Below are 17,187 nucleotides of genomic sequence, written 5' to 3'. Positions count from 1 at the left end.
ATTACGTATTTGTCAAATTGTACTATAGTATAATTTAATGTTTACTAATGGATTTGCTAAATGAATTAAACAAGGAAGCAATTGCTAACAGACTGATCTTTGCAACGATTAAAGATTAATTTAAGCTGATTTTATTGAAAAGTAAGGAGTAAAAAGTATGTTGTTTGAAAGACGTATGGGAAGTAACACGGTGGAAGAAGTTGTTGATAAATCTAATATTAGAGAATTGATTGAGTTTGAAAGATACTGCAGGGACCAAAAGTTATGGAATGAAATGGAGAAATGCTTTCATCCTGATTCTTCTGTCAATATATCGTGGTTCAGAGGAACAGGACATGAGTTTATTGAAGCATCCAAGAAAATGCTGTCCGATGCAAAGCATAAAATTAACAACACCTTAGTTTGGTTAAACAAATACAGGGCTGTTGCCGAGATGATGGCAACCATTCATATTTTAGGAGAACTAGACGGGTTTCCAGTAGATTTAATGTCATATTCACGGCTGCATTTCAGAGTGGAAAAAAGGGAAGATATGTGGCGAATTTCTTCCTTTGACTGTATTTACGAAAAGGATTTATTAGTTCCTGTTTATCCAAATAATAAGCTTGTAATACAGGAGGAGCAATTTAGAAAATATAGGCCGAGTTATGCCAGCCTTTCATATATGCTTGCCAAGGAAGGTTACGAGATCGATGTTAATCTTCCGGGACAGGATAAACCTGAAACTATTGAAAAATTATACGAAGTAAGCACAAAATGGTTAGAAATTTAGTTGGAACACTGGTCTTAATCAAAAAAAATGTTATAAAGGAGAGATGTTACGATGGCAGATTATCGGGTATTGACCCAGGCGATGGGAGATCTTAATGAAGAATTGGTAATAAGGATTCTAAAAGATTTCGCGGCAACCAACCCCAGCGGCGATGAAGCCGGAAAGGTTGTAAATGCTTGTCAGCAAGGAATGGCGATCGTTGGAGATCTTTTCGAAAAGGGTGAATATTTTGTTGGTGATCTGATTTTCGCCGGGGAATTGCTTACTACTGCAATTGAAACGCTTAGACCCTTTTTAGGCGGAGAAAATACGGAGAAAGCCGGAAGCATACTTCTCGCCACTGTTCAAGGGGACTTACACGATATCGGTAAAAATATTTTCAGGAGTATGTCGGAGGCAGCCGGCTTTGAAGTGATTGATCTCGGAATTGATGTACCTGCCGATACCATTGTAGAAAAAATAAAAGAGATAAAGCCTCAAATCGTAGGTATGAGCGGAGTTTTAACCATTGCTTTGGATTCGATGAAAAGTGCCGTGGCAGCGATTACGGATGCAGGGCTACGCGAGCAGGTGAAGGTGATCATTGGCGGGAATCCCGTAACGGCGGAAGCTTGTAAGCACATTGCTGCAGATGCATTTACCACAAATGCAGCAGAAGGCGTGATAATATGTCAAAGATGGGTAGATTAAGGTTAAAATATGGTCAAATACAAGTGACAGGTAAATTTAAAAAATAATTATGGAAAGAAGGGTGAGATTATGGACAGCAAACAACTGTTTAACGAAAGGATTCAGATATTTGATGATGCCGTACGTATGAAAAAACGCCCATCCAGAGTACCCTTTGTTACCAATGACTGTCTGTGGCGTTATTATGACTTAGGTATGAAATTAAGCGAGGCTTTGGTAAGCACGCAGGGTGTGGAAGATGCGATTATTCAGTTTCAACAAAGATATCAATTTGATCTGCTATTGGACATCGGCGACAGAAACCCATTGCAAATGACAAGAAGTCTGGGTAATTATGAATATCTCATCAATGACGAAAATAACACGATGATGGTAAAAGAACAATGTTTCTTCAAAGAAGAGGATTATGATAATTTTATTAATAATCCTGTGAAGACCTTATGGGAAGACATCATGCCTAGGAAGTATTCTTTATTTACGAAGGATATGCCGCTGGAAACATTGCAAAATACCCTGGGCAAATTTTTAGAATACGCTCAAGCTATGGAAAAAACAACAAAAAGGCTTATTGATGAGTGCGGAGTTCCTCCTATCTTAGACGTGCAAAATGGCGCAAGAATATACCCTGCTTTTGAATCTTTATATAATTTCTTAAGGGGTATGAAGGGACTTTCCAGGGATCTTAGGGTTCGCCCGGAAAAAGTAAAAGCATTTTGTGATACGTATCATGAGTTTTTTGTCAAAAATGATATCAATAATATCAAAAAGGTTGATTCTCCAACCAGTTGCTTTACAGCTTTCGCAATCTTGTTAAGTCAGAATATGGTAAACCGTCATCAGTTTGAGACATATTATTGGTCATACTTTAAAGAAATTGCGGATAAGGTCGTCGAAACGGGTAATACAATGTTTATACTGAGTGAAGGTACAACAAAGCATATAACGGAATACTTGCAGGAACTTCCCAAAGGACATTTTTGTTTCTACGTTGAATCGGATGATATATTCGAAACCAGAAAGAGATTTCCGAACTTATGTTTATGGGGCGGAATACCTCTGGATTTAATTAGCAAGGGAACAAAGCAACAATGTATTGATTATGTAAAAAGAGTCATTGATGAAGTTGGGGCAGACGGGGGCCTTATTCTCAGCACAGACAAGTTTACAACTGCACCCCAGGACTGCAATCGGGAAAATTTATTAGCTGTCAGCGAATTCGTCAGAAATTACAAATAAGGGAGGAATTATTAATGCAAGAAAATATTGATTACACAAAATATCCGGACGGACATGAGGCTTTAAAGCCCATGTTGGATTTTCTTCCTTGTGAGGAAGCAAAAGCAGGATTGCTTATAGGATTTACCTTATTTATGTCTCTCATGTAAATCTACAAAATTATGTAGTCTCGACTACCTGCGGAATATTTAAATACCAGGTAAAATAATATAAAACCTCGCTTGCTTAAAAATAAAGCAGTAGTATATCTACTGCTTTACCTCAATCTAATGATCTTTTATGTCTTTACATGTTTTTTTACCCTCAACAGTAATGCCGAAACAGACAGAAAAAAATGGAGGTAAGGGAATTAGGATATGGAAGAAGAATTGAATAAAAATCTGGTACCGATTCCGGACACATTTTTTCCTGTTGAAAGATTTCAACAACACGTTGACCTGGGGACCACAAAATATTTTGCTAAAGGAAGCGTTGTTGTCATGCCTGGTGAAGCGACTTCTGTAATAATTTATGTGGTTTCGGGAAAGTTAAGGGTCGATAAAATAATTGATGACGGACGGGAAAGATTATTATATTATGCCGGGCAGTACGGTTTAATCGGACGTTTGTATGAGACTTGTAATGATATTTATGTGATGGCTATAGAAGACAGTCGCATCTGTTTCTTCTCTAAGCAACAACTTAGAGAAGTTTTTCGTCGGGATGAAGAACTTGTATTTGATTTATTAAAAAACTATGTAACTAAAATGTCATATTACATAAAACAATTTGCAGAAATAGATTGTTTTAGTCCGGCGGTCAGAATTGTAAGGTTGCTCTATGAGCTTTACTTAACGCAGTCTATACCGCTTGAGGATTCTTACGAAATCAATATTAATTTGTCTCTAAAAAATATTTCGGAAATTACTGGTGCACATTATGTGACCGTTTCCAAAGTATTGAATTGTTTAAAAAGTGAGAATATTTTGGAAAAGAAGAAGAATAAAATTATTATCTATGATAACGAAAAGCTCAAAACGCTGACACAGGGAACTCATATTTTTATACAAAATAACTATATAAGTCTTAGTTATGATATGCAAATTTTTGGAGTCTAATTGAAGAAAAACAACATTCTTAACATGTCTATGGTTTTTAATCTAGATTAAAACTTTTCTCTTAAGACATTTTATACAATGTACCCATAGCAATATTTTCTCAAATGAAGTAGCATCTGGAAACTAAAATATATCCACTTGGAACCATTATGGAACTAAGGGAGAGTTTCCGGTGACTATTTAAAAAGGGGAGGTGAAAAAGTTATGGGTACTTTTTTGGTCTTTATAGCTGGTATCTTATTTTTAGCGGGGATTCTTCTGATTAAACCTTATGCCAAACAGGCAAAAAGGTGGAAGACTGTCCTGAACTGGAGCTTGTATATTATCTGGTACGGGATGACTTGGATTGGGATTTCTTTTGTTTATGTCAACGCATCTGTTGGTCATGTGAAAGCAACAAGTACTGCGATATTCCTGTTTTTAGGGATATCTGTAGTGTTGGCAGTTATCCTGGCCAGATTACTAGGTTTCATTGGAGTAAAGAAAACAGGGAATCCAACTTCTTTACAAGCTTAAAGGGGGAGAAAAGATGGAGAAAAGTGAGCAGAAACAAGGGCTCAAAATTAACCGTAGGAGTTTCCTGAAAGCAGGAACTGCCGCAGCAGCGATGGGCATTATAGGAGCCGTAAAAGTTCCTAACCAAGTCGCTAATGCGGCCAGTGACACACTTTATACTCCTGCGGCCAAGGGACAATGGTCAAAATTGCGCCCTGAAGTAAACTATGGAGGAGCTGCTGTCCGTTTTGTAGAGAATAATGATCAATGGCTGGGGACAACTCAAATTGTAGGTGCTGTTAAAAATACAAGTGAAGCGGACATGGGTTTCAACCTTGCAGGAAGAGGATTATTGGGAGAAAAGACCAGAGTAGGATCGCTCACCATTGTCGCTAAACATCCGTTTAGTGCATCAATCGCTGCTGGGCTTACATATGTTGGTCCGGATGTTGCGGTCAGCGGGAAACCTGCTGTTCAGAAACTGGAGATTCCAGATCCTGAACAAATGTCCAAACATATTAAAGATTGCGCGTACTTCCTACGGGCGGACGAAGTCGGTATTGGAAAAATGCCTGCTTACGCGTACTATTCGCATAGAGCGTTGGTAGGAAGAGATAAAATGTTAGCGCCTGTTGAAACCTGGACAAAGCCGTATACGGAGAGCCTGCCCTATGTAATCGTTGTCATGGTTGATCAGAATTTATTGACAGTCATGGCGTCTACCGGCTATGACGGGATCAGCGGCTCGCAATCGTTCCTCGGTTATCACCAAACCGCAAACATTGCGGTTATACTTGCTCAGTATATTAGAAACCTTGGTTATAATGCACGTGCACATCATGCCAGAAATTATGGGGCTGTCATGCCTCCGGTCGTCATTGCTGCCGGGTTGGGTGAACTTTCCCGAACGGGAGACTGTACGGTTCATCCCCGTTTGGGATTTAGGCATAAGGTTGCTGCAGTGACAACGGATCTTCCGCTCGTGCCGGATCCACCGATCGACTTTGGGTTACAGGATTTTTGCAGGGTTTGTGGAAAGTGCGCGGAGTACTGCCCAAGTGGTGCGATTACAGTTGATAAGGATTATGTCGAACACAACGGGTACTTGAGATGGAATTCCGATTTCAAAAAATGTACGATCTTCAGGTGCACAAACGAAGAAGGTTCTTCTTGCGGACGTTGTATGAAAGTATGTCCATGGAACTCTAAAGAAAATTCCTGGTTCCATGAAGCGGGGATATGGATAGGCAGCAGAGGAGAAAGTAATGCGAGACTCCTCAAATCTATCGATGATATGTTTGGGTATGGCACTGAAACGATTGATAAATATAAATGGTGGCTGGAATGGCCGGAAAGATATAAGATCAAATACTAATAACGAATATAGAATCTTAAGCGGTGGGTGCAATATCTGCCGCTTATAATTTTATAAACCCATAATATAAATTTTCTGCGGCGCACCGTTTAAGTACGTCGCTTTTTTATTTACCTGTTTACTTACACAAATTGGTACTTAGGGTTTGCTTAACGGTTCCCGAGTTAAGCTAAAGTATCTGGGCCACTTTCATAATATTTTCAGCGGATAATGCCAATTCGGACATGGAAGCTGTGATTTGCTCAGAAGCAGCAGCTTGGCTTTCGCCTAATCCGGAGGCTTGGATGACTTGACTAATTAACTTCGTGGATTCGTCTTTAATAGAAGAAACGATTTCTTTTATATCTTTGATTGAAGAAGCACTGTTGGTAGCCATCTTCCTTATTTCTTCCGCGACAACGGCAAATCCGCGTCCTTGTTCGCCTGCCCGGGCAGCTTCAATAGCGGCATTAATGCCTAGGAGGTTGGAGTTGGCTGCTAGATCATTAATAAACTTGAGAATTTCATCGGTTTTTTTGATTTCTTCCAGAACTCTTTCGCCCCTGGATTTTATTCCTTCCAATTCCTGGGCCAGTTTCATGGCAGCGGCAGACAATTCCTCGGTTGTTGCTGTGACCTCTTGTGAAGAGGCGGACAAAGATTGTGCTGTGTCGGTAAGTAAATTCTGGGTTTCCAGATTAAAGGCCAGGCCGATGCCTCCGATTATTTTACCGTTATCATCTTTGACCGGAAAGGAAAAGCCTTTAAAGGAAAAACCAAATACTTCCGCAGGGACTGTCATAACAGTATGCTGACCAGTGCGTACCGCTTCAGCAAGGGCATCACCCGGAGGCAGCGGCATTCCTATGACGTTGAAAGGCATCCTTGTTTTTTCACTTTCGACACTGTTAAGATACTTTTCGGTATCAGAGAGGGCAATCATGTTATCCAGAGGTATCATTTTGTGAAAGTAAGGGAGTGCTCTATTCAGACATTCCAGAATATCAGCTCCATTACCGACCTCAGTGTTATAAGGGTTTTCCTGATTTGCATTTTCCATAATAAATCCTCCCTTTGGAAAAAAATATAAGAAATAATGAACGGAAATAATAAATAACCACTCTTATCGAGTGGTTATCACATAGAAAGTCTATCATGTTATAATAGTGGGCAATTTAGCTTATGCTAAACAAATTAAGGCCATTTAGTTTCTACTAAAAAAATATATAGAAAAAAAATATAATATTATAGCCAAGCTTTGTAATTGTTTGAATTGCAAAGCAAAGTAAGGTAAGGAAGTGATGTAGGGAATGTAAAGTATAAGGAGATAAGTATCTTTTTGAAAATCAAGTATTTTTACCTGTGAGAAAGTTGTCAGTAAAAAATTCAAGGGGAGAATGTAAGTATGGAAAAAACAAATAGTTATTACATCTTACCAAATAATTTTTATCCCGTTAAAAAGCTACAAAATTACATTCATATGGGAGTTGTTCGGAATTATTCCAAAGGACAATCCGTTGTTTTGCCTGGAGAATTAATATACAAGATCGTTTATGTGCTTTCAGGAAGATTGAGCATAAACTTTCTAAATGAAGACGGAAGGCAAAAATTAATGTACTATGCGGATCCTCATACCTATGCCGATAGATTATTTCCATTTGACGAAAGTTATGTTCATGTTATTGCAGAAGAAAATAGCACAATCTGTTTTTTTTCCAAAGAAGAACTTTTTGAAATCTTCCAGCAGGACAAAGAAGTGCTTTCTGATTTCATCACAAACTATTCATCAAAATGTGGCTATTTTATGCGGGAAGCCAAGGAGATGGTTCTTTATAATCCATCGGTCCGGGTCTTACGTTTACTTTACGAGCTTTGCCTCACCCAAGGGAAGTCGGTTGATAATGTCTTTCAAATAGACATTAAACTATCTCAAAAGGCTATTTCTGAAATAACAGGTGTACACTTTGTGACGATAAGCAAAATATTCGGATTTCTAAAAAAAGAAAACATTTTGTATAAAACAACAAATAAGATCATGGTTATTGACTTGGAAAGGCTTAAAGAATTAGTTAATGAGTGGCTGGAACTTTGATACAAATTTTCCATTTGATTCTTTTTAACAATTAGTATAATACAAAATACACACAAAAAAGTTAATGGATGTTAATTAAACCAGTTAAAATATAAAATTTTTTGTCTAATAAATAATACTTTTATGTGAGACTAAAACTTTAAATTTAACTTATGCTTAAAATAAATTATGGAATGCAACTTCTAAAAGATATTTGAGTAAGGAGGTGAAAAGAATAATGAGTACATTTTTAATCTTTTTGGCAGGAATTCTTTTCTTAGCCGGTGTCCTTTTTATCAAACCGCGTGCGAAGCAGGATAAGACTTGGAAGACCGTGATTATTTGGACCTTATATGTAACTTTCTTTGTTATCGCTTGTATGGGAGTTTCCTTTGTTTACATCAATGCCAGTGTAGGACATGTCAAAGCATCAAGCACAGCTATCTTCCTGTTTGGGGGGATTTCGCTGATTTTGGCTGTGGTTTTAGCCCGTATCTTAGGATTTATCGGTACAAAGAAAAAGGCCGAGTCATTACAGGCTTAGAGGAGGAAAGTTAATGTCCGAAATTTCAGGAAATAAAGAGAAAGAATCCAAGCAGCAATTTTCGGTAAGCCGCCGCGGTTTTCTGAGAACCGGGGCAGCAGTTGCTGCTATGGGTGTTATGGGTGCAATTGCGGCTCCATCAAAGATGGCGAACGCAACGGTTAGTACGTTGGGTTATAAAGCGGCAGGTAAGGGTAAATGGTCGAAACTGAAGCCGCAGATGAGTTACGGAGGAGCCTCGGTCAGTTTTGTGGAGCATAACGACCAGTGGCTTGGGACAAGTAAGCTCCTTGGGTCCGTTCAGAAAACCGATGAACAAGACGGCGGATTCTGCTTGGCCATTAGAGGTATTTTAGGTGAAAAAGCAAAATACGGGTATTTCCAACAAGCTCCAAGATACCCATTGGGAACCGGGTTCTTAAACCCTCTTGGAGCAATCAGCGGACCTGATATGGTGGATGGACCTATTAGACCTGATAAACTGCCGATTCCGGATCCGGAACAGATGTCACAGCATATCAAAGACCTCGCCTATTATCTGAGAGCTGACGAAGTAGGGATTGGCAAAATGCCTGCCTATGCTTATTATGCAAGTACAATGGCCCCGCCGCAAGGAGCGTATGCATCAGGTGCAGTTCCCCCTGATGCCCCAATCTCAAAAGCGCCTGTGACGGGTAACCTGCCAAATGTTATTGTTGTTGCGGTGGAGCAGCATTTGGAAACCTACTTGGCAACGACTGGATATGATGGAATCTCCGTATCGCAATCGTTCCGCTGCTATCATGCTACGGCTAATATTTCTGTCATTATGGCGCAATACATTCGGAATTTAGGCTATAATGCGAGAGCCCAACATTTTGGCAACTATGAAGCCGTAATGGGTCCGTGTCTGATCGCTTCCGGAATGGGTGAGCTTACCCGTACTGGAGACTGTGTTGCTCATCCCAGATTTGGATTCCGCACGAAAGTAGCAGCTGTCACCACCGATTTACCGTTAGCCCCGGATAAGCCGATTGATTTTGGGATGTTGGATTTCTGCAGGGTTTGCAAAAAATGCGCAGATGAATGTCCTTCTAAAGCGATCACCTTCGACGTAGATCCAGTGGAACATAACGGCTATCTGCGTTGGAATACGGATGCAAAAATATGTACAGCTTTCAGGGCCAGCAATGAAGAAGGCGTCAACTGCGGCAGATGTATTAAAGTGTGTCCCTGGAATTCCAAAGAGGATTCCTGGTTCCACGAAGCGGGACTATGGATCGGCAGCAAAGGTGAGACAGCTTCAAAATTCCTTAAAGCAATCGACGATATGTTTGGTTACGGAACCGAAGATGTCACCAAATATCAATGGTGGCTTGAGTGGCCGGAAAATTACAAAATTAAAATACCAACCTAATTAATATTTAATTTGTAAGTTTGGTTTTATAAGGGTGTCCCGAAAGTATCAGGAGAACTTTTGGGACACCTTTTTTATGTAGCAATCAGGATATAAGGCGTGTTTACAAAGACTATTCAACTTAATGTAGATTTTTTGAAGATGGCATGGTACGATTATCTAAGAAAAGTTATCCCACACTAACTTTGTTAATGCGTACGTAATGATTATCTCCGTATCATTTTATTTTGGAGGGGAAGTTATCGTATGAATGAGGTTATCAAAGATTACTGCATAATCCCAGATAATTTTTATCCTGTCAAAGGTCTTCAAAAATATGTTCATATGGGCGTAGTACGTAAATATCAAAAAGGAGAGTTTATTATCCCGGCTGGAGAAAAAATTGACAGAGTCATTTATGTGCTTTCAGGAAAGGTAAGTTTAAACTTTTTTGAAGATAAAAAACAAAAAATAATGTTTTATGCTTGCCGTCATTGTGTCGTTGATAATTTGTTTTCGTATCAAGTAATTCTTGGGAACATTGTCGCAGAAGAAAACAGTACGGTTTGTTTTTTCTCAAAAGAACAACTATATAAAATATTTAGAAAAGATGATGAAACACATGACGAATTCATTACAAATCTTACGTGCAAATGTAGTTTTTTTATGCATGTTGCCAAGGAGATGGACTTTTATAGTCCATCCGCCAGGGTTCTGAGACTGATCAATGAACTTTGCTTAACCAAAGGAAAGTTAGTTAATGATGTCTATAAAATAGATATTAAGTTAACACAGAAGACCATTTCAGAAATAACAGGTGTTCATTCGGTGACAGTCTGTAAAATTCTTGGATGGCTGAAGAAAGAGAAAATTATGCGGAAGACTTCGGATAAAATCATTATCTATGACTTGCAAAGGCTTAAAGATACCATTGATATGAATATGAAATATTATATGTAATGCCCCAAATGGCTCCATTTAGGTTGCTAACAAACTCCATGATCAAATAATTCATGGGGTTCATTTTTTTTTCCGAAAATAAACAAAAATCAACATCGCAAATACGAGGTTTCTAAATAATTTTGGAATCTAATTATTTCAAAAATCTTAAAAACTGCTAATATCCAAAATTGAAAAAGAATTAAAATGAACTTGATAAAGTTATATTATCAATTGAATAAGTCAGGAGGGAGGTGAAAGAAATGAGTACATTCTTAATTTTTTTGGCGGGAATTCTTTTCTTAGCCGGTGTCCTTTTTATCAAACCTCGTGCAAAGCAGGATAAGATTTGGAAGACCGTGATTATTTGGACCTTATATGTTATTTTCTTTGTTATCGCTTGTATGGGGATTTCCTTTGTTTACATCAATGCCAGTGTCGGACATGTCAAAGCGACAAGTACAGCGATATTCCTGTTTGGGGGGATTTCGCTAATTCTGGCTGTCGTCTTAGCCCGTGTATTAGGATTTATTGGTGCAAAGAAAAAGGTCAATGACTCATTACAAGCTTAAAGGAGGAAAATTAATGTCCGTAAATTCAGGTAATAAAGAAAAAGGACCCCGGCAGGAAGTTTCAGTAAGCCGTCGTGGTTTTCTGAAAACCGGGGTAGCCGCAGCAGCGATGGGCGTCATGGGGGCGATTGCAGCGCCATCCAAGATGGCCAACGCAGCATCAGCTAGTTTAACCTATCAGCCCGCCAAAGGACAATGGTCGAAATTGCGTCCTGTTAACAACTATGGCGGTGCTTCAGTACGTTATGCTGAAATTAACAATCAATGCTTAGGTACATCCAAGATTGTTGGGCCAGTAATTCAAACAAACGAGAAAGACGCTGGATTTGCTTTAGCTTTCAGAGGATTATTAGGCGATAAAGCAAAGTACGGAATAATGACACAAGGCAAAAGATATCCTATGGCGGCTTCTTTTCAAATACCGATGTCACCCCTCGCGGCAATGGTCAGTGGCAAGCCAAGTCCAGACAAATTCCAGATTCCGGACCCGGAACAGATGTCCCAACATATTAAAGATTTCGGGTATTATCTTCGCTGCGACGAGGTGGGTATCGGCGTTATGCCTGATTACGCTTATTACAAAGGCACCCAGGCCCCGCCTCTAGGTGCTTATGTTTCCGGCGCTGTCCCACTTCAGACGCCAATGACAGATGTTCCTATCAAAGATAAATTACCTTACGTTATTTGTTTGGCAGTAGAGCAGCATTTGGAAACGAGTATGGCTTCTACAGGGTATGACGGTATTTCAGTTGTCCAATCCATGCGGTCCTACCATGCAGCTGCCAATGCGGCGGTCATCATGGCGAATTATATTCGCAGCCTGGGTTATAATGCCAGGGCACAGCATTATGTAAATTACGAGGTTGTTATGACGCCTTGTCTAATCGCTGCCGGAATGGGCGAGCTTACTCGAACAGGTGATTCTGCCGCCCATCCCCGTATAGGTTTCCGCCATAAATCTTCAGCAGTAACGACAGATTTGCCTTTGGTAGCAGATAAACCGATTGATTTTGGCATGCAGGATTTCTGCAGAGTTTGCAAAAAGTGTGCGGATAATTGTCCTGCCCAAGCGATTACCTTTGATGATGATCCTATACCGCACAATGGTTACCTCCGTTGGAATACCGATTCTAAGAAGTGTGCAGTATTCCGTTGCGCTAACGATGAGGGTGTTAACTGCGGAAGATGTATCAAAGTATGTCCCTGGAATTCCAAGGAAGACTCCTGGTTCCATGAAGCCGGACTGTGGATTGGCAGTAAAGGCGAGACAGCTTCAACATTTCTTAAAACAATTGACGACATGTTTGGCTACGGAACTGAAGATCTTACCCAATATCAATGGTGGCTGGAGTGGCCGGAAAATTATAAATTTCAGATACCAGCTGTACCAACTGTACCAGCTAAGTGATATTGCTTAATTTCTGATTTATTTAAGAGGGTGTCCCGAAAGTATTAAGAAACTTTTGGGACATCTTTTTTATGTAGCGAACCTTTAAAAGATCGTCCGAACCGCATAGGGCTTTCAGAATCCTTATTAATAGAACAAATTGTCAAGTATTCTTATAAATCGCAACGCTTATAAGAGGGATGCAACTAAATTATAATCCTCTACTAATTTGTATATTTTAGTGTTTGTTAATATTTGCATGAATTTTTTTTTAATACAAATACATGCTATTATTTATAATGACTGCTTTCCAAATGGGGCTTTAATATGACCTTTTTATATGACCTCTTCCAACTCGGTGCAGTTACATTAGAAGGTCAATTAATATACAAAATTTTTCTTAGCAATAATATTATCGTACGCTAATATCATTGATTCCTTTTTTGGTGTACGCTATGATTAATTTAGCATATGCAAACAATTATCCTAAAGATGACATAAATTTTTTGGTATGTTTAAATTTTTTAAGGGGTGAATGATTATGAAGGAAACTCTTAAAGAGCAACTTATCCCAGATTCTTTTCATCCTATAGAAAGATTGCAGAATTTTGTCCATATGGGGGTAGTCCGTAATTATCAAAAAGGGGAAACCGTTGTATTACCTGGAGAAACAATAGATAGGATAATATATGTACTTTCCGGTAAACTCACTGTAAATTTTCTGAATGATGACGGAAGGCAAAAATTGATGTACAAGGCTGGACAATATTCCATAGTTGATCGACTATTTCCGTTAGAAAATTGTTTTGTTCATGTTATTTCAGAAGAAAAAAGCAAAATCTGTTTTTTTACCAAAGAGCAGCTTTTTATAATCTTTAAACAGGATGATGAAATTCTTAATGAATTTCTCGTAAACTATTCATCAAAATGTTTTCATTTTATGAATGGATCAAAGGAGATGGCCCTTTACAACCCATCGATTCGCGTTTTACGATTGATTCATGAATTATGTCTTACTGAAGGTAAAGTAGTTGACAACGTCTATGAAATAGATGTGAAATTATCTCAAAGGGCAATTTCAGAAATGACGGGTGTCCATTTTGTTACAATTTGCAGAGTATTTAGCTGGCTAAAAAAAGAAAATATTTTGCAAAAAACAACAAATAAAATTATTATTAATGATTTGGAACGGCTTAAGGAAATAATCAATGAGAACAGTAAAAACTAAACACCGGCAGCGGTGTTTTTTTTATCTCCGGCAATGGTATGTAGGAATGTGATAGTATAAATAAATATTGAATTGATTTTGAGAACTTAGTAGGGATTAATTTTTTTTATAACTTCTGCCGAGATCTTAGCCTATGCTAAAAAATGATATTAAGGAAGTTATTAGAATTTGCTTTGGAGACTCTTTTGGCGGGGAGGGGACAAAAATGGAAAGGGTAATAAGCAATCACTATAGTATTCTGCCAGGTAATTTTTATCCGATTTTGAAACTATGTAATTATACGCATTTGGGGGTCATACGTAATTATCGCAAAGGAGATACGATTGTTTTGCCTGGAGAGATCATTAATAAAGTTGTCTTTGTGCTTTCGGGAAAATTGGGTATTAGCTTTATGAATGATGATGGAAGGCAAAAGTTTATGTTTTACGCTGACCCTTTTACTTTTGCGGACCGATTATTTGCCATTGAGGAATGTTTTGTTCATGTTGTTTCAGAGGAAAGGAGTACGGTTTGCTTCTTTGATAAAGAACAACTTCTTAGTATATTTCAACAGGATAAAGAAGTTCTTATTGAATTTATTACCTGTTATGCATCGAAATGCACTTATTTTATGCGTGAATCTAAAGAAATGGCAATTTATAAACCATCAGTCCGGGTCTTAAGGTTGCTTTATGAACTCTGCCGTCAGAAGGGAAAAGAAGTTGACCAGGTTGACCATGTTTATGAGATTGATGAAAGAGTATCACAAAAGGCGATATCCGAAATAACCGGTGTTCATTTTGTGACAATCTGCAAACTATTTCGCTATTTGAAGAAAGAAAATATTCTGAAGAAAAATTCAGGCAAGATTATTATCTATGATTTGCCACGGTTACATGATTTGATTGAAGAGTGGATGAAAACTTGAACGCAGCCGAAAGACCATTAGATTGTCGACAAAGTCATTGTCGGCATTTTTTTTATTTATATCATTATAAAAAAATAAACTGTAAAGAAAAATTCTTATACTAGACTAAGTCTGGTTTTGTTAAATCTAATACAATGTTAATTAATTAAGATATTACTAACGAGAAGATAGGAGGTGTAAAACAATGAGTACTTTTTTGATTTTCTTAGCGGGTGTCCTTTTTTTAGCCGGTATCCTTTTTATCAAGCCGCGCGCTGCTAAAAATAAAATTTGGCAGACAGTGCTGGTATGGGCTCTATTTGTCGTTTGGTATTTCATCACATGGATTGGAATTTCGTTTGTTTACATTAATGCCAGCGTAGGGCACGTCAAAGCGACAAGCACCGCAATCTTCTTATTTGGAGGAATTTCCGTGGTGCTGGCTATCATCTTAGCGCGTATCTTGGGATTCATCACGATGAAGAAAAAAGTAGATCATACGTCACAAGCCTAAAGGAGGAGAACTAATGTCAGAGATTCCGGAAAAAGGAAATAAAAAACCCAATCAGCAAGCGCACGTAAGCCGCCGGGGTTTTTTAAAAGCAGGTGCAGGGGCCGCTGCAACGGCCCTCGGCGTGATGGGAGCAATTGCAAGTTCGCCCGGAGTGGCAAATGCTGTAATTGATCTCGGGTACAAAAATTCATTATATAAACAAATGGAGTATACACCCATCAAGGGCCAATGGTCAAAATTAAAGCCGAAGATGGATTACGGCGGCGCCGCAGTCCATTTTGTAGAGCATAATGATCAGTGGCTTGGAACCTCTCAGATTCTGGGAAAGGTAGAAAGAACAAATGAATCTGACGGTGGATTTCCATATGCAATTAGAGGATTACTGGGAAAGAAGTCCCAATATGGATTTGTTTCGCAGGCGATAAGATATCCACTCGGAGATGCCCTGATGCTTCCAACGCAGGAAATAAGCAAAGAAAACATTGTAAACGGCGTTCCGAAGCCGGATAAACTTCCGATTCCTGATCCGGAGCAAATGTCTCAGCATATCAAAGATCTTGCGTATTATCTGAGAGCGGATGAAGTAGGGATCGGGAAAATGCCAGCCTATGGCTACTATAAAGCGGTTATGGATCCGCCTGAAGGAGCCTATGCTGCCGGCATTGTTACCCTTGAAACCCCTTATGATGATGTACCTGTTACGGAGTCAATGCCTTACGTTATTTGTGTTGCTGTGGAACAGCATTGGGAGACGTATGCGGCTTCAACGGGGTATGACGGAATTTCCCTTGAGCAGTCCTTCCGCAGTTATCATGCTACAGCCAATATTTCTGTCGTCATGGCACAATACATTCGTAACTTAGGCTATAATGCCAGGGCCCATCATTTCGGGAATTATCATGCGGTTATGGGACCTCTTTTGATTGCAGCCGGTATGGGAGAACTGACCCGTACAGGGGACTGTGTGGCGCATCCCCGGATGGGATTCAGAAATAAAGTAGCCGCAGTTACGACAGATTTGCCTTTGGTACCGGATAAACCGATCGACTTTGGTATGCTGGATTTCTGCAGGGTATGTAAAAAATGCGCCGAAACCTGCCCGAACCAAGCGATAACCTATGATGTAGATCCCATACCATTTAACGGCTACATGCGCTGGAATACCGATGCCTATAAATGTGCAGCGTTTAGAACCGGCAACGAGGAAGGCGTTAACTGTGGCAGGTGTGTAAAAGTCTGTCCGTGGAATTCCAAGGAAAGATCCTGGTTCCATGATGTCGGAATATGGATTGGAAGCAGGGGACAGACAGCTTCATCACTGCTCAAAAAAATTGATGATATGTTTGGTTACGGAACGGAAGAAATTGCTCGATATAAGTGGTGGCTGGAATGGCCGGAAATGTATAAAATCAGAATACCGGCAGATAAACAATAAATACTGTTTTCTCGAAAGAAGCTGCTGCCAGCAATTTTATGGATTGTTGGCAGCGGCTTCTTATTTTTAAGCACCTATTTAAGGCCTGCTGAAATACGCCATCAATCTCAGTATCATATCTGTCGAGATAAGAGATGGCCTTATATTAACAATGATAAAAAATATTCGTACAAGGATAGAAAAGATTAACAGTCGATAATGCCCAACATTTAAAAACGAGTACAATAAAGCTTGGCAAGGGATATAATTTGTGAAATTAAAGGAGGTGAAAAAATGAGTACTTTGTTAATTTTCCTGGCTGGTATTCTTTTTTTAGCGGGAGTTCTTTTCGTCAAACCCAGAGCCAAGCAAAATAAAACATGGCAGACCGTGACTGTTTGGGTAACTTTTGTTATTTGGTTTTTTATTACATGTATAGGGGTATCATTTGTTTACATTAATGCCAGTGTAGGACACGTCAAGGCCACAAGTACTGCTATTTTCCTGTTTGGTGGGATCTCGGTGGTTCTGGCCGTAGTGTTAGCCCGCGTATTAGGGTTTATTGGAATGAAAAAGAAGGTCACCGAGTCTTCACAGGCTTGAAAGGAGGAAA

Annotated in this window: 19 protein-coding genes; 18 read left to right on the top strand and 1 reads right to left on the bottom strand. The window is 39.1% G+C overall.

Translation table 11 applies throughout. The features are described 5' to 3' along the window. Positions 1-157: 157 nt before the first annotated feature. The 7 genes from A7D23_RS08155 (at position 158) to A7D23_RS08130 (ending at position 5,665) form a co-directional block, all read left to right on the top strand. Complete coding sequence (locus A7D23_RS08155; protein WP_068883531.1) at positions 158-772, top strand: nuclear transport factor 2 family protein; 615 nt, start codon at positions 158-160, stop codon at positions 770-772. 51 nt (positions 773-823) lie between these two features. Then, entirely contained in the window at positions 824-1,462 is a 639-nt protein-coding gene (locus A7D23_RS08150) for a cobalamin-dependent protein (protein ID WP_068883529.1), read from the top strand. Positions 1,463-1,531: 69 nt separating this feature from the next. Next, positions 1,532-2,698 carry a uroporphyrinogen decarboxylase family protein gene (locus tag A7D23_RS08145; protein WP_068883528.1) on the top strand — a complete coding sequence of 389 codons (1,167 nt, stop codon included), beginning with the start codon at positions 1,532-1,534 and terminating at the stop codon, positions 2,696-2,698. Positions 2,699-2,712: 14 nt separating this feature from the next. Continuing rightward, positions 2,713-2,847, top strand: a complete 135-nt coding sequence (locus tag A7D23_RS16555) for a hypothetical protein (protein WP_282432013.1) — start codon at positions 2,713-2,715, stop codon at positions 2,845-2,847. 207 nt (positions 2,848-3,054) lie between these two features. Continuing rightward, complete coding sequence (locus A7D23_RS08140) at positions 3,055-3,795, top strand: Crp/Fnr family transcriptional regulator (protein ID WP_068883525.1); 741 nt, start codon at positions 3,055-3,057, stop codon at positions 3,793-3,795. 204 nt (positions 3,796-3,999) lie between these two features. Continuing rightward, a complete protein-coding gene (locus tag A7D23_RS08135) occupies positions 4,000-4,311 on the top strand; it encodes a dehalogenase (protein WP_068883524.1) in 312 nt (103 codons plus the stop codon). Positions 4,312-4,324: 13 nt separating this feature from the next. Next, complete coding sequence (locus tag A7D23_RS08130; RefSeq protein WP_068883521.1) at positions 4,325-5,665, top strand: reductive dehalogenase; 1,341 nt, start codon at positions 4,325-4,327, stop codon at positions 5,663-5,665. Positions 5,666-5,834: 169 nt separating this feature from the next. Here A7D23_RS08130 and A7D23_RS08125 read toward each other — a convergent pair whose 3' ends face one another. Beyond that, positions 5,835-6,704 carry a methyl-accepting chemotaxis protein gene (locus tag A7D23_RS08125; protein WP_068883519.1) on the bottom strand — a complete coding sequence of 290 codons (870 nt, stop codon included), beginning with the start codon at positions 6,702-6,704 and terminating at the stop codon, positions 5,835-5,837. A gap of 345 nt (positions 6,705-7,049) precedes the next feature. Here A7D23_RS08125 and A7D23_RS08120 point away from each other — a divergent pair, with 345 nt between their 5' ends. The 11 genes from A7D23_RS08120 (at position 7,050) to A7D23_RS08070 (ending at position 17,177) form a co-directional block, all read left to right on the top strand. Then, positions 7,050-7,736 (top strand): Crp/Fnr family transcriptional regulator, encoded by a 687-nt coding sequence (locus A7D23_RS08120; protein WP_068883517.1) that lies wholly within the window; start codon positions 7,050-7,052, stop codon positions 7,734-7,736. 217 nt (positions 7,737-7,953) lie between these two features. Beyond that, entirely contained in the window at positions 7,954-8,259 is a 306-nt protein-coding gene (locus A7D23_RS08115) for a dehalogenase (protein WP_068883515.1), read from the top strand. 13 nt (positions 8,260-8,272) lie between these two features. Further along, positions 8,273-9,655, top strand: a complete 1,383-nt coding sequence (locus A7D23_RS08110) for a reductive dehalogenase (RefSeq protein WP_068883513.1) — start codon at positions 8,273-8,275, stop codon at positions 9,653-9,655. A gap of 246 nt (positions 9,656-9,901) precedes the next feature. Then, positions 9,902-10,594, top strand: coding sequence for a Crp/Fnr family transcriptional regulator (locus A7D23_RS08105; RefSeq protein ID WP_068883511.1), 693 nt, complete (start codon positions 9,902-9,904; stop codon positions 10,592-10,594). A 242-nt stretch (positions 10,595-10,836) separates the two neighbouring features. After that, a complete protein-coding gene (locus tag A7D23_RS08100; protein ID WP_068883509.1) occupies positions 10,837-11,145 on the top strand; it encodes a dehalogenase in 309 nt (102 codons plus the stop codon). A 13-nt stretch (positions 11,146-11,158) separates the two neighbouring features. Then, on the top strand, positions 11,159-12,553 hold the full coding sequence (locus tag A7D23_RS08095; protein ID WP_025205305.1) for a reductive dehalogenase: 1,395 nt from the start codon (positions 11,159-11,161) through the stop codon (positions 12,551-12,553). A 520-nt stretch (positions 12,554-13,073) separates the two neighbouring features. Continuing rightward, complete coding sequence (locus tag A7D23_RS08090; RefSeq protein WP_025205306.1) at positions 13,074-13,760, top strand: Crp/Fnr family transcriptional regulator; 687 nt, start codon at positions 13,074-13,076, stop codon at positions 13,758-13,760. 205 nt (positions 13,761-13,965) lie between these two features. Next, positions 13,966-14,667 carry a Crp/Fnr family transcriptional regulator gene (locus A7D23_RS08085; RefSeq protein ID WP_025205307.1) on the top strand — a complete coding sequence of 234 codons (702 nt, stop codon included), beginning with the start codon at positions 13,966-13,968 and terminating at the stop codon, positions 14,665-14,667. 184 nt (positions 14,668-14,851) lie between these two features. After that, positions 14,852-15,160 (top strand): hypothetical protein, encoded by a 309-nt coding sequence (locus A7D23_RS08080; RefSeq protein ID WP_025205308.1) that lies wholly within the window; start codon positions 14,852-14,854, stop codon positions 15,158-15,160. Between the two features lie 13 nt (positions 15,161-15,173). Further along, complete coding sequence (locus A7D23_RS08075; RefSeq protein ID WP_025205309.1) at positions 15,174-16,595, top strand: reductive dehalogenase; 1,422 nt, start codon at positions 15,174-15,176, stop codon at positions 16,593-16,595. A gap of 273 nt (positions 16,596-16,868) precedes the next feature. Continuing rightward, the gene (locus tag A7D23_RS08070) at positions 16,869-17,177 is read left to right on the top strand and encodes a hypothetical protein (RefSeq protein ID WP_019225049.1); all 309 of its coding nucleotides are present in this window, start codon (positions 16,869-16,871) and stop codon (positions 17,175-17,177) included. The last annotated feature ends 10 nt before the right edge of the window (positions 17,178-17,187 follow it).

This window comes from Dehalobacter sp. TeCB1, from assembly GCF_001707455.1.
Classification (GTDB): Bacteria; Bacillota; Desulfitobacteriia; order Desulfitobacteriales; family Syntrophobotulaceae; genus Dehalobacter; species Dehalobacter restrictus.
Note: the sequence above shows the minus strand (reverse complement) of the source record. Positions and strands in the feature narration are given on the sequence as shown.

Coding starts and splice junctions, on each gene's coding strand:
- A7D23_RS08135 (WP_068883524.1), top strand. CDS start 4,000: ATGGGTACTTTTTTGGTCTTTATAGCTGGTATCTTATTTTTAGCGGGG.
- A7D23_RS08070 (WP_019225049.1), top strand. CDS start 16,869: ATGAGTACTTTGTTAATTTTCCTGGCTGGTATTCTTTTTTTAGCGGGA.
- A7D23_RS08115 (WP_068883515.1), top strand. CDS start 7,954: ATGAGTACATTTTTAATCTTTTTGGCAGGAATTCTTTTCTTAGCCGGT.
- A7D23_RS08120 (WP_068883517.1), top strand. CDS start 7,050: ATGGAAAAAACAAATAGTTATTACATCTTACCAAATAATTTTTATCCC.
- A7D23_RS08075 (WP_025205309.1), top strand. CDS start 15,174: ATGTCAGAGATTCCGGAAAAAGGAAATAAAAAACCCAATCAGCAAGCG.
- A7D23_RS08105 (WP_068883511.1), top strand. CDS start 9,902: ATGAATGAGGTTATCAAAGATTACTGCATAATCCCAGATAATTTTTAT.
- A7D23_RS08100 (WP_068883509.1), top strand. CDS start 10,837: ATGAGTACATTCTTAATTTTTTTGGCGGGAATTCTTTTCTTAGCCGGT.
- A7D23_RS08085 (WP_025205307.1), top strand. CDS start 13,966: ATGGAAAGGGTAATAAGCAATCACTATAGTATTCTGCCAGGTAATTTT.
- A7D23_RS08145 (WP_068883528.1), top strand. CDS start 1,532: ATGGACAGCAAACAACTGTTTAACGAAAGGATTCAGATATTTGATGAT.
- A7D23_RS08095 (WP_025205305.1), top strand. CDS start 11,159: ATGTCCGTAAATTCAGGTAATAAAGAAAAAGGACCCCGGCAGGAAGTT.
- A7D23_RS08155 (WP_068883531.1), top strand. CDS start 158: ATGTTGTTTGAAAGACGTATGGGAAGTAACACGGTGGAAGAAGTTGTT.
- A7D23_RS08110 (WP_068883513.1), top strand. CDS start 8,273: ATGTCCGAAATTTCAGGAAATAAAGAGAAAGAATCCAAGCAGCAATTT.
- A7D23_RS16555 (WP_282432013.1), top strand. CDS start 2,713: ATGCAAGAAAATATTGATTACACAAAATATCCGGACGGACATGAGGCT.
- A7D23_RS08130 (WP_068883521.1), top strand. CDS start 4,325: ATGGAGAAAAGTGAGCAGAAACAAGGGCTCAAAATTAACCGTAGGAGT.
- A7D23_RS08080 (WP_025205308.1), top strand. CDS start 14,852: ATGAGTACTTTTTTGATTTTCTTAGCGGGTGTCCTTTTTTTAGCCGGT.
- A7D23_RS08090 (WP_025205306.1), top strand. CDS start 13,074: ATGAAGGAAACTCTTAAAGAGCAACTTATCCCAGATTCTTTTCATCCT.
- A7D23_RS08125 (WP_068883519.1), bottom strand. CDS start 6,704: ATGGAAAATGCAAATCAGGAAAACCCTTATAACACTGAGGTCGGTAAT.
- A7D23_RS08150 (WP_068883529.1), top strand. CDS start 824: ATGGCAGATTATCGGGTATTGACCCAGGCGATGGGAGATCTTAATGAA.
- A7D23_RS08140 (WP_068883525.1), top strand. CDS start 3,055: ATGGAAGAAGAATTGAATAAAAATCTGGTACCGATTCCGGACACATTT.